The sequence below is a fragment of the Paenibacillus sp. CF384 genome (assembly GCF_900106745.1).
In the GTDB taxonomy this organism is placed as follows: Bacteria; Bacillota; Bacilli; order Paenibacillales; family Paenibacillaceae; genus Paenibacillus_Z.
Genome location: NZ_FNNV01000014.1, coordinates 53,215 through 65,942, shown reverse-complemented (window position 1 = coordinate 65,942; position 12,728 = coordinate 53,215). Strand labels below are relative to the sequence as shown.

Here is a 12,728-nt window from a genome sequence, read left to right as displayed (position 1 = left end):
ACCCTATTATTTTTATGATTTACATTGCTAGGACCAGAGAGGTGATGTACGATGAACGAAAATAGGATGATGGCGAGGATGGCTCATGCGCGGTTCGATTAGACGGTTATGGTCTTTTTTTATGGTGCACAACAGTATGCAGAAGAAGCTGACGGCAGTGTTTCTCTTTCTCATTATCAGTCCCATTATTGCGATCAGTTACATCTCTTACCAGAATTATGTCAGTTCGATCAATGACAATACGACGAAATACATGAACGAAGCGATTTACAACTTCCAGAGCAAGCTCGAAGAGAATATTTCCAACATGATGATGATTACGAAGATCCCGCTGTTCTCCTCCGAGCTGCAGCAGTTTCTCGTCTCGCCGAGCCTCGATTTGTCGAAGCAGAAGAAGATCGATTTCTATATCGGCCTGATGAACAATATGAACAAGGATATGAGCTCCACCTATATTCTGGATCTCTACGGCAACGTCTTTTACAGAATGAAAACGGATTCAGTCCGCTCCGACCTCAAGGAACAATTCCCGAAATGGACGAAGCTGGCCGCTCAAAGCAGAGGCAATCCGGTTATTCTGAGTACGCAGGAAATATCGATTCCGGGTCATACGCCCTACTACGTATTCTCGGTTATTCGGGATATCCGCGACGTCAGTTCCTATAAGTCCATCGGCACGATCGTCGTCGATACGAAGCTGAGCATCATCGAAGATACGGTCAAACAAATGGACTCCATCACCAAAGGCAGAACGCTCATTATCGACAATGCGCATCAGGTGATTTACGACAGTCTGAAGAAGTCCATCGGCAAGCCGCTCTCCGACCCGCAGCTGCTCGCAGACATAAAGGGCACGCAGGGCAGCGTGGAGACGACGATCGACGGCGAGAGCTACATTGCGACTTACAACGAGTCCAAAATAACCGGTTGGCGCACCATTGTCTATATCCCGGTCAAGCATTTGCACAAGGATGCCAAGATTACGCGCAACCTCACAACAGGCTTAACGATCATCATTATGATTGTCGCGCTCATCGTCTCGATTGTCATTTCATTCCGACTCACGCATCCGCTCCGCAAGCTGTCGAGTCTGATGGGAGCGGTTCAGCAGGGGAACCTCGATATCAGCTTCAAGGTAAAGAATAAGGACGAGATCGGTGTGCTTGGCACGCAATTTAACCGCATGCTTAGGCGTATTAAGGATCTGATCGACGAGATTTACGTCATCCAGAACCGCAAGAACGAAGCCGAGCTCGAAGCGCTGCAGAGCCAAATCAATCCGCATTTTATCTATAACACGCTGGAGACCATTCGCATGAAGGCGATTTTGAACGACGATAACGACGTGGCCGACATGACCTTCATTCTTGGCAAGCTCATGCAGTACAGCATTAACCGAGGCAAAGAAATGGTGACGGTGCAGGAAGAGCTCCAGCATCTGGGCAACTATCTCGATCTGCTCAAATACCGCTTCAAGAACCAATTCCAATGGGAAGCGGATTTGCCTCCCGAGGTGCTGAGTTATCACATGCTGAAGCTGACGTTCCAGCCAATCGTGGAGAATGCGATTCTGCATGGCGTGGAAGGGAAGAAAGCGAAGGTCCATATCCGCGTGTACGCGACGCTGGAGAGAGAGCTGCTGCATATTCACATTCAAGACGAGGGCAATGGCATCAATCCGCATACGCTCCAGCATTTGCAGCAGTACTTAAACGGGCAGACGGAGCAAACGGACATGAAATCCGGCATCGGCCTTAAGAATGTGAACGAGCGAATCAAGCTGCGCTACGGGAATGCCTATGGCGTTGCCATCGACAGCCGCGTCGGTGAGGGCACCATTGTCACGCTGTCGCTGCCTTACCCGTCTTCCGCGCTTAGCATAGATCAGATTACTGGGGGAGTATAATGATGCTTAACATCGCCATCGTAGACGATGAAGAAATTATAAGACTCGGACTTGAGAAAATGATTACGAGATTCTCGAGCGATTACCGCATTGTCGGGAGCTACGAGGACGGAGCCGAAGCGCTGGCAGCGATCGGCGCACCGGATCTGCAGGTGGATCTCATCATTACGGATATTAAGATGCCTTACATGGACGGGCTGCGGTTCATCGAGCTCGTGAAGGAGAAGCTGCCCGGCATCCGGTGCCTGATTCTGAGCGGCTACAATGACTTTGAATATGCGCGCAAAGCCATTCAGTTCGGCGTGGATGATTATATGATTAAGCCGGTAGACATGCAGGAGCTGTCGCAGCTGCTGCAAACGGTAGACCGGCGGCTGTCGGAGCGGCGCGAGAGCGAGGAGCAGCTGGCTGCAGCTTCGAAGCAGCAGAAGGGTCAAGAGCTGGAGGAGCAGCTGAGAAAGCTGCTGCAGAGCGGAGGTGCTGCCGAGCATGAAGCGACGAGCTTATTGCCTGAGCTCCAATCCGGCCGAGGCGCCGTCATGGTATTTCGCACCTCGAATAGGCTCGCACATGAGAGCCTGCTTCATTACCTCGACGAGAGCAAAGACATGTTCCACCATGTCGTCGTAATGGAGAATAACCTCATCGCGGTACTGCTTTCCGTTCAGGAGGACAGCAAACAGCCTGAGCGGAGCTTGCGTGCCATCAGCCTTCGGATGATGGACTATATGCATAACCGCAGCGGCGGTTTTATTGCCATCGGGGAAAGCGTGCTGCCGCAAGGCCCCGGCGGTACATGGCATGGCGCCTACGTAGAAGCTCTCGCCGCGAGCAGGCATCCGTTCTACAAGGAACGCGAGACGTTCGCGATGAATTTGAAGGATCTTCCTGCAAAAGCCGAGCAGTGGAATTTCAATATGCCGGCGCTTGATGAGCAGTTCAAGACGGCCTGCGAGATGCTCGACTCCCATACGATCAAGCATGTCATTCCGCTGTTCTTCGCGGAAGCGGAGCGGGGAAAAGCCGGCTATGACGAGATCATGCATATGGCTGGCCATCTCTTCTATACGCTCACGACCAAGATCGACGGCTTCTTGGACGCGCTCTATGAGCTGCAGGGGGCGACGTTTGATTTTCACCGGACGGTTGCCTCTCATTTTGCGATGCGAGATTTGAAGGAGTGGCTGATTGCCATCGTCGATCAGGTGGTGAAAGCGCTGGAGCCGACTCGCAATGCAAGCAGCAAACGCGTCATCGAGACGGTGAAGCTGTGGATTCAAGAGCATTACCGCGAGGAAATCGAGCTGACTGCACTTTCGGAGACGGTCTTCTTAAACGCGAGCTACCTAAGCTTCCTGTTCAAGCGGGAGACGAATCAGACCATAACGGAATACATTACTTCGGTTCGCATGGCCAAGGCCAAGGAGTATCTGAAGGACAGGCTCGACCTCAAGGCCTATCAGATCGGCGAGCTTGTCGGATATGCGGACGGCATCTACTTTAACAAGCTGTTTAAGAAAACAGTCGGCGTCACGCCGCAGAAATATCGGAATCAGACGAGCGGCAGCCAATAGTCGATACGGACCCAAAAAGAAGACAATAAATACAAAACGGCTGCATAGAAAGCGTTCTCATATTCCTCCATAATTCTAAATGTAAACGATAACAAAACGCTCCAGTACGGATGAGGGGGAACAAGGAAATGAAGAAGTGGGCATCACTGGTGTTGTCAACGGTCGTATTCGGGGCCGTGCTAGCAGGCTGTTCATCAAACGGCAACAACGAGGGGAATAAAGAAGCAGCATCGACAGAGAGCACAACCAATACAACAACGAACGAGGCTGCAACGAACGACGCTGAACCGGCGGCGGAGAGCGCGATTAAAGGCAAGATCGTATTCGCGACGAACCGTACGGATTTAGTGGAAACCGAGCTTAAGGAATACGCCAAACGGTTCAAAGAAAAGTACCCGGAAGCAACGGTGGAGTTCGAAGCGATCAAGGACTATGAGGAATCGATGAAGGTGCGTCTGGCATCCAACGAGCTCCCCGATGTCATTCTCGTTCCGAAGACGGTAACGAAAGCGAATTTGCCGGAGTTCTTCGCTCCGCTGGATGACCTGGGACTGAACGACCGCATTTATTTTAAAGATAATTACACGCAGGATGGTTCTACTTACGGAATCGTTTCCGGCAGCTCCGCGATGGGGATTACCTACAACAAGAAAGCCTTCGAGAAAGCAGGCATTACCGCTGTTCCAAAAACATTGGATGAGTTCTATGCCGCATGCGAGAAGCTCAAAGCAGCCGGTATTGTCGCACTCTCCACGAACTTCAAAGACAAATGGCCTTTGATGGGCTGGGATCAAGAAGCGTTCCTGTTCGCCAACGACCCGGGTCTGCACAACACGATGGCAGGTCAAGACGAGCCATTCCCTGTAGATGGCCCGCACTGGAAAGCGATGAATATTATTAAAACCATCGTGGATAAAGGCTATGTCGAAAAAGATCTGATGTCCACGAACTGGGAAGGCTCGAAGAAGGACGTTGCTTCCGGCACGACTGCAATGTACCTCCTTGGCAACTGGGTCATCAATCAAGTCATCGATAATGGCGCGAAGTCGGAGGATGTCGGTTTCTTCCCGCTTCCAATCGATAATAGCGGCGAAGCCAAAGCGCTTCTGAGCCCGGACTACGCATACGCAGTCAGCAAGAACAGCGGCAATGTGGAAACAGCCAAAGCCTTCTTGAAATGGCTTGTCGAGGAATCCGGTTATGATGATTTCGGCGGATTCATTCCGGTATTGAAGGATAAAGAATCCAAGCTGCCGCAGCTGGCAGAATTCATGTCCTTTAAGCCGCAAGTGGTTGAGATGGTAGCAGAGAGCGACGAGTATGTCAGCATTGGCAACAAAATGCAGTTTGATACAAGCGGCTTTGCACAGGATGTCATCATGGCAGACGATGTGACCAAAGTATTCGCCGACTACAACAAGCGCTGGAAAGAAGCACGCGCCGCAGTAGCATCGAAATAATTTCGACTGAGAGGGGCATGACGTGAACGGTTCATGTCATGCCCCGTTTCTATTGCATGTTTCTATTGAACCGGGAAGGGGCTTTGCATGTATTCCTCCATTTACAAGAAGCAGAAGATCATCGTGTTATTCACCTTTCTGCTGCTGCCTGTCACCCTATTGGTCCTCTTCTCCTTGTATCCGGGCGTAATGCTGCTCTATTTAAGCTTAACCTCTTGGGATGGCTATAGTGCGGCGAAGGGGTGGGTTGGCTTAGACAACTACAGGGAGATCTTCCGCAACAGTGAAATTTTCAGCGTGTTCTCCCACAACCTGTATTACTTCTTCGGCGGCATTATTCAAAATATCCTTGCCCTCTATTTCGCCGTCGTGCTCAATAAGAAGCTGCGCGGCCGCAATATCTACCGTGTGCTCATCTTCCTGCCTTACATCATGAACAGCGTGGCCATTGCGTATATGTTCTCCTACGTGTACGACTCTCAGGACGGCTCGCTGAACGGGCTGCTGACTGCACTTGGTCTCGACAGTCTCATTACAAGCTGGCTCGGCAATAAGCATACGGTCAATATCTCGCTGGCGTTCATCTCGATGTGGAAGTATCTCGGGTTTAATATGGTGATTTACTTAGGCGCCTTGCAGTCGATTCCGGATGATCTGTATGAGGCGGCGCTGATCGACGGAGCGAATGAAAGACAGTCCTTCATCTATATCACATGGCCGAGTATTCTCAAGATTGTCGAACTCTCCATGCTGCTTACCGTAACAGGCGCGCTTGAAGTGTTTGATTTGCCGTTTATTATGACCAAGGGCGGACCGGCGGGAGCCAGCGATACCTTTGTGACGAAGACGGTGGATACGGCGTTCCACTACAGCAACTACGGTCTTGCCTCGGCAATGGGCGTCGTACTGCTGCTGATTGTCATCGTTGTCATTACGATACAGCGTAAATTTATTCTTCGGGAAGAGAAGGGATGATGGAACACCATGTCGATCTTTAAACGCAACAATCCCTTTCTTGCCATGCACTATTTGCTGCTGACGTTGGCTGCCTTTCTCGTTCTCTTCCCGCCTTATGTCGTGATTCTGAACGCCTTCAAGGGAACGGAGGAATATAACACTTCGTCCGTATTCGAGCTGCCGCGCAGCTTCTTCAACCTGGAGAACTTCGAAACGGTGATGCGAATCGGACATATGGGGCGCGCCTTCTGGAATACGAGCATTATCCTCGTGCTGGCGCTGATCGGAAATATCATCATTGGCACGATGGCAGCTTATGCGCTCGGCCGCTTCCAATTTAAGCTGAAGAAATATTTGCTCGGCGGCTACGTGCTGGCTACGCTAATTCCTTCGGTGACGACGCAGGTTGCGACGTTCTCGATTGTAAAGGAGCTTGGATTGTTTAATTCGCATATGGCTCCTGTACTGCTTTATCTGGGCACGGACGTGGTGCAAATTTATATCTTCCTGCAATTTATTCGCAGTATTCCGTTTGATCTCGACGAGAGTGCGATGATGGAAGGCGCGAGCTTGGTGCGGATCTTCCGCTCGGTTATCTTCCCGCTGCTCATTCCGGCAACGGCAACGGTCACAATTATTAAGACCATCTCCATCTATAACGATATGTACATTCCTTATCTGTACATGCCGGCGCAGAAGCTGGGCGTCGTTTCGACGTCGCTTATGAAATTCGCCGGGGTGAACAGCGCCCAGTGGAATTTGATCAGCGCGGCTGTCGTGATTATCTTGATTCCTACTGTGATCATGTATTTGTTTCTGCAGCGTTATATTTTCTCAGGTATTGTAAGCGGTTCGGTCAAATAAGTTTTGCTTCTCCACACATTCCATGTTCGGGAGGTAACGATCTTGTTCAAACGTTATATACCTATCCTGATGACCCTGGCTCTCACGGTGTCATCTTTTTTATCGGTTTTTTCGGCTTCGCGGCCGGTTCATGCGGAAGAGCTGCCTGCGGCTGCATCTGTTTTTGAGGATTTTATTACGCGTGACGGCGATACATTGAAGGACGGCGAGACGACGTTCCGGTTTATTTCGGCCAACGTGCCAACGCTCAGCATGATCGAGGATATTCATTGGCGGGTTCCGACGGCATGGGAGCAGGAGGATGCGTTCCGAGCACTTGTACAGATGGGCGGAAATGTAACGCGGCCTTATGTGCTGTCCGTGAAGAAAGCGGATGACACGACGGAGGAGCGGGCTGTTATGGGACCTGCCACGCCGGGCGGTCCGCTGCAGTTTAACGAAGAGGTGTTCAAGGCGCTGGATAAAATGCTGCAGCTCGCCAATCAGTACGGCGTGCGCATTATTCTTCCTTTCGTCGATCAGTATCAGTGGCAAGGCGGCATCAAGGAGTATGCGGCTTTCCGCGGCAAGAGCGAAGCGGCCTTCTGGAGCGATCCGCAGCTGGTTGCGGACTTCAAGTCCGTCATCGCGCATGTGGTGAACAGGGTGAACAGTTATACAGGTGTAGCTTACAAGGATGATCCTGCTATTCTGGGCTGGGAGACCGGCAATGAGCTGGTGCCGTCGTCACAAGCATGGACCAGCGATATCGCGGCATATATCAAGAGCCTGGATGCCAATCACTTGGTTATCGACGGAAAATATGGCATTGACGATGCTTCGTTGAACGATCCCAACATCGACATCGTATCCAACCACTATTACCCGGATCATTACTCCGATTACGGTGCGCAGGCCAATCTAGACATGGGCAAGGCAAGAGGCAAGAAAGCATTCATCATTGGCGAGTTTGGCTTCAAGCCTACGGCGCAGGTAGAAGAGTTCTTAAACATCGTGGAGGAAAGCGGTGCAAGCGGCGCCATGATCTGGAGCATGCGTATGCATAACCGCGACGGCGGTTTCTACCCGCATACGGAAAGCGTGAAGGACGGCGTCTTCTACGGCGCATACCGCTGGCCGGGCTTCCCTTCCGGCGACGGCTTCGACGAAACGAATTTGCTTCGGGCATTGAGCAGGCATGCCTATCATATTCGCGGCATTAACGAGGTTCCGCCGCTGCCGGTTCCGGATACGCCGCAGCTGCTGCCGATCAATGAGGTGTCTACGATCTCATGGCTCGGATCTGTCGGAGCCAGCTCGTATACCGTTGAACGTTCGGATGCGGATGCGGTTGCGGAGGATGGAGCTTGGAGCGTCGTCGGGAATGGTGTTTCCGATGCGGTCGAAGGAGAAACGCAGCTGTTCCATGATACGTCAGCCGTAACCGGCGCGTCGTATTACTACCGATTGAAAGCGAATAACGCGTCCGGTTCCTCCGATTATTCGACTGCTGTCGGTCCGGTGATCGCGAAACATGTGATGAAGGATGTCATGCGCAATTTCTCGAAGCTGTATGACTATTCGACCGACTTGGAATTCGAAGCGAAGAATCCGGTTCGATTCGGCGGCGACCCTTCACGGTTCAAGCAGCTGGAAACCTCGCAGGAGCAATATATTGTTTATGCGCTGCCGACTTCTTCTTCAGGAGTGACGGGACTGCAAGTGAAGGCTACGGCGTATATCGACCCGGAGAAACTGGCTTCTACGGCCTACAGCATCTTCATTTCCGCAGATGGCGAGACCTATGAGGCACTTGATGTTGCAGCTGTTGATAACGGCGGCCCATGGCATCAGGTTGAGTATTCGGGCAGCCTGCCGGCAGCGGCGAAGTTCGTGAAGCTCGTGTTCCCAAGCGATTACAGCGCTTCAGAGCTTGGTGAAGTGGAAATCGAGTACAGCACGGACGGCAGCGCGCTGACCTTCCCGGATTCCATTCAGCGTCCGGAGCTGGCAAACGGCGTGCTGATCGATGATATGAATAATTTCGTCAAAATGAATGACCGCAGCATCAACCTTAGCTTCAGCACCGACAACCCGGATGCGTATTTTGGCGGCGATAACAAACGACTTACCCGCAGCTCCGATACAGAAGAGTTCTTCCAGTATAAGACGAGCGGTGACATGAATTACTTCAAGCTGCTTACGTATGCAAGGCAAGATCCAAGTGCCTATCTCGTGGGGGATTTCAAATTCTTCACGTCTGTTGACGGCGTGAGCTTTACGGAGTACGGCACGGCTGTGAAAGCCAGCAAAGGCGGGGACGGCTGGTGGACGCGCACCGAGTATACGGCGTATAAGTTGCCTGCGGGAACGCGATATCTGAAGGTTCAATTCCCGTTAAGCCAAGCGGATCAGACCTGGAACCCGCAAGTGAGCAGAATTGCCATCGGCGTAGGCGACGAGCAGCTTGAAGCACCGCCTGAGCTGTCGAAGAGCCAGCTTATTGACGGCTTTGACGGCTACAGCGGCTCGAGTACTGCACTTCGCAGCGCCTATGCGGTGAACGAATCCGGTTCGCCGATTACGCTAACGCTGGATGGAGCGCATAAGAACGAGGGCGATTATGGCTTGAAGCTGGAGACCTCGATGAGCCAGGGCTGGGGCGGCCTTGAGATGGCGCTGGACAACGCCGACTGGTCCGGTAACAGCGGCATGCAGTTCTGGGTTCAGCTCGGTGGTGTCGATATGGGCGTTACGCTGCAATTGACGGAGGGCCTTGATACATCAGGCGAGGTGTGGAAGACGGACCTGCGGATCTCCGGCACAGATCCGGTTCTCGTGCAGGTCCCGTTCAGCAAGTTCTACATTCCGCAGTGGTGGAAGGATAGTCATGCATCGCAAGGCAATGGCGTGATTGATGCCGGTAAGGTTGCCTCCTTCGGGCTTTACGTAGACGGTGCGCCTGCGGAGTATGTGGTTTATTTTGACAGCATCAAATTGTACCGGCTTCCGACGATTGATACCTTCGAATCGTATGAGGGAGATAATGCTCGTCTTCAAGCAGCCTATACGCCGAATGCCGGCGGAGACGCGCTTAGTTTGTCGCTTTCTTCCGATGTAAAGGCAGGCGGCGAGTATGGACTGAAGCTGGATTATGCCCTTACCGATGCGAAGGGTTATGCAGGCGTTTCGAAGAACATGGACGCCATCGATTGGAGCGGTAATAATGGCATTGAGCTGTGGTATAAGCCGGATGGCCAGAACCGCGGAATAACCGTACAGTTTAAAGAAACAAGCGGGGAGTATTGGGAAGTGAAGCTGCGCGTGTCCGGCGATGAAGCAAGGCTCGTGCAAATTCCGTTCCATGCCTTTGCCAGACCGGGATGGAATGCACCGGTTAATGGCGTGATCGATCTCGGTTCCATTGCAGAATTCTCACTTTATGTGGAGAAAGGCGGAAGTGGCGCGGGTGAAGGAACGCTGTATTTCGATTCCATTCAAGTGGCTAAAGTCGGGCATATCGATGGCTTTGAATATTATCAGGGCTCGAGCGGTTTAGCATCTGCCGCTTATGTGAGCAAAAGCGACGGTGACGAGATCGTTGCAAGCTTGGATACGGCTCATAAGTCTGAAGGGGACTACGGTCTTAAGCTGGCCTACACGCTGACCGATGAGAAAGGTTATGCCGGCGTGACCAAATCGCTTGGCGGCATGAATCTGGCATCCGGCGGCAACGCCCTTTCCCTGTGGCTCCAATCGGATGGTTCGCAGAACGGGGTCACGCTGCAGTTGAAGGATGCAGATGGCGACTATTGGGAAGCGCAGCTCACGCCTGCCGGAACGGAAGGCGCCGTATATGAAGTACCGTTAAGCGGCTTCGCGCGTAATCCGTGGTCGAGCGGAGATGGATTGCTCTCCTTGTCGGCATTGACGGAATACTCGATCTTCGTCAATAAAGGCGCGGGCTCGGCAGGCAGTCATGTGCTCTATGTCGACGATCTGATGCTTGGCAATGTACCGATTATCGACAACTTCGACTATTACGGCGGGGGCGAGCTGCTTGCGCAGAAAGCCTACACGAGCAATACGTGGGGCGGACCTGTTACACTGACGCCGGACAGCGAACATAAGGAAGCCGGCAAATACGGCCTTCGTTATACGTACACGCTAACGGAAGCCACGAACTTCGCCGGGATGACGAAGAACCTGAATGGCATGTCATGGGCAGGCTACGATGGCGTCTCCTTCTGGCTGACACCGGATGGATCGGGCCGCAAGCTGACCATTCAATTTATCGAACCGGACGGCGAAGCGTGGGAGGCTTACCGCGTTCTATCCGGCACGGAGGCGGGTGTCTTGAAGCTTCCGTTCTCCGAATTCCGGCATGCACCATGGAACACCAAGGGCAATGGCATTATTGATCTTGGTTCACTCGCAGAGTTCTCGCTGTACATTAATCAAGGAGACGGACCGGTAGGTGAAGGCACGCTCTATGTGGATTCGATTGGCGTCTATCATGGTACGGTCGATCCTGAAGTTCCGGATGGTGATGGCAACGGCTCGGGTTACGTTTATGTACCGGACCAGCTGCTCCAGAACCAGCAGAATCTCAGTGAGTCTGATGTGAAGAGCGGCATCAAGGATGGCAAGGTTTCGGTTACGCTGCAAGGCGGTAAGAATGAATTGTTAATTCCAGCATCACTGGCGGGTACTATTGGGGACAACACTCTTGTTGTAGACGCTCAAGGAGTGAAGGCGCAAATCGCTCCGGAGGTGCTGCGTGCATTACTTGCGCTGGTTGAACCGAATGTACGGGGAGATGCGAAGATCTCTCTTCAACTCGCTGCTAAGGAGAATCAGGGTACGGAAGAGGGAGCTCCTCTGCAAACGGGATATCAGCTGGAAGGTAAAGTCTATCAACTGGAGCTTACTATTGTAACGAAGGACGGGAAGCAGCATAAGCTGACGACGTTTGAGAAGCCTGTCATTCTTACAATTCCGGTCCATGTTGGGGCGGACGGACATCCGGAGCTCATGGGAATCTACTACTACAACCCTACCTCTGGCGCTTGGGAGTATGTAGGCGGGCAGGTCGATGAGCAAGCAGGCAGTATCTCTGCACCGCTCTCTCATTTCAGCACTTATGCGGTTATGACGTATAAAAAGACGTTCACAGATGTACCTTCAACACACTGGGCTTTCGCAGCAGTAACAGAGGCTGCGGCACATCATCTTGTGAAGGGGGTAAGCGCCGACAGCTTCGCACCGACGCAAGCGATCAGCCGTGCAGCATTCGTTCAGCTGATGGTGAATGCTCTGCAGCTTTCGGCAGGTGAAGATGCAAAACAGGTCTTCACAGATGTTGCCTCCGATGCTTGGTATGCGGATGCTGTAAAGGCTGCTTACGGGCATGGATTGATCCAAGGCAGAAGCGCCGCATTGTTTGCTCCACAAGCGACGATCAGCCGTCAGGAAATGGCGGTGCTGATGAACCGGATGCTGGCTTTCGGAGGTAAGAAGGAAGCTGCTGACACGCCTGCGGCAGGCGAAGCACAGCCATTCACGGACGCGGAGCAAATTGCTTCGTGGGCGAAGGAAGACGTGAATCTAGCTGTTGCTTCCGGCCTGATGCAAGGAACACGAGCTCAGCAATTCTCACCGCTTAACACCGCGACTCGTGCAGAAGCCGTGCAGGCGATTATCAACTTCATGCATCGCCAATAGAATGCGAAGGCCGGCTGCGAGATGCAGCCGGCCTCTTTACTATTTTGCTAGTAATGCCACGAGAATAACTGCCTAATTATTCTAACGAACCGTAGAGGGTCTATTAACGCGAAAATAGCTACCTATTAATTCTAACGAACCGCAGGGGTCTTATTTTGGCAAAATCGGCCCCAAATCACCTCTAAATCGTGAAATAAGACCTGCACGGTTCGTTACGTTTTTGTGGAGCAATTATGAGGCAAATAAGGCCTCCACGGACCGTTA

Annotated in this window: 6 protein-coding genes; all 6 read left to right on the top strand. The window is 52.2% G+C overall.

The window, feature by feature from the left end; all coding sequences use genetic code 11:
• Positions 1–85: 85 nt before the first annotated feature.
• Positions 86–1,906 carry a cache domain-containing sensor histidine kinase gene (locus tag BLW29_RS21215; protein ID WP_090983291.1) on the top strand — a complete coding sequence of 607 codons (1,821 nt, stop codon included), beginning with the start codon at positions 86–88 and terminating at the stop codon, positions 1,904–1,906.
• Positions 1,906–3,480 (top strand): response regulator, encoded by a 1,575-nt coding sequence (locus tag BLW29_RS21210; protein WP_090983289.1) that lies wholly within the window; start codon positions 1,906–1,908, stop codon positions 3,478–3,480. The genes BLW29_RS21215 and BLW29_RS21210 overlap by 1 nt, the downstream gene beginning before the upstream one ends.
• Positions 3,481–3,608: 128 nt before the next feature.
• Positions 3,609–4,940: an ABC transporter substrate-binding protein gene (locus BLW29_RS21205; RefSeq protein ID WP_090983287.1), complete on the top strand. Its 1,332-nt coding sequence runs from the start codon at positions 3,609–3,611 to the stop codon at positions 4,938–4,940.
• An 87-nt stretch (positions 4,941–5,027) separates the two neighbouring features.
• Complete coding sequence (locus BLW29_RS21200; RefSeq protein WP_090983285.1) at positions 5,028–5,915, top strand: carbohydrate ABC transporter permease; 888 nt, start codon at positions 5,028–5,030, stop codon at positions 5,913–5,915.
• A gap of 9 nt (positions 5,916–5,924) precedes the next feature.
• Positions 5,925–6,761, top strand: a complete 837-nt coding sequence (locus BLW29_RS21195; protein ID WP_090983283.1) for a carbohydrate ABC transporter permease — start codon at positions 5,925–5,927, stop codon at positions 6,759–6,761.
• Between the two features lie 42 nt (positions 6,762–6,803).
• On the top strand, positions 6,804–12,464 hold the full coding sequence (locus BLW29_RS21190; RefSeq protein WP_090983281.1) for a CIA30 family protein: 5,661 nt from the start codon (positions 6,804–6,806) through the stop codon (positions 12,462–12,464).
• The last annotated feature ends 264 nt before the right edge of the window (positions 12,465–12,728 follow it).

Bases quoted from the DNA above. Each gene is read 5' to 3' on its own strand.
- BLW29_RS21205 (WP_090983287.1), top strand. From the start codon at position 3,609: ATGAAGAAGTGGGCATCACTGGTGTTGTCAACGGTCGTATTCGGGGCC.
- BLW29_RS21200 (WP_090983285.1), top strand. From the start codon at position 5,028: ATGTATTCCTCCATTTACAAGAAGCAGAAGATCATCGTGTTATTCACC.
- BLW29_RS21195 (WP_090983283.1), top strand. From the start codon at position 5,925: ATGTCGATCTTTAAACGCAACAATCCCTTTCTTGCCATGCACTATTTG.
- BLW29_RS21215 (WP_090983291.1), top strand. From the start codon at position 86: ATGCGCGGTTCGATTAGACGGTTATGGTCTTTTTTTATGGTGCACAAC.
- BLW29_RS21210 (WP_090983289.1), top strand. From the start codon at position 1,906: ATGATGCTTAACATCGCCATCGTAGACGATGAAGAAATTATAAGACTC.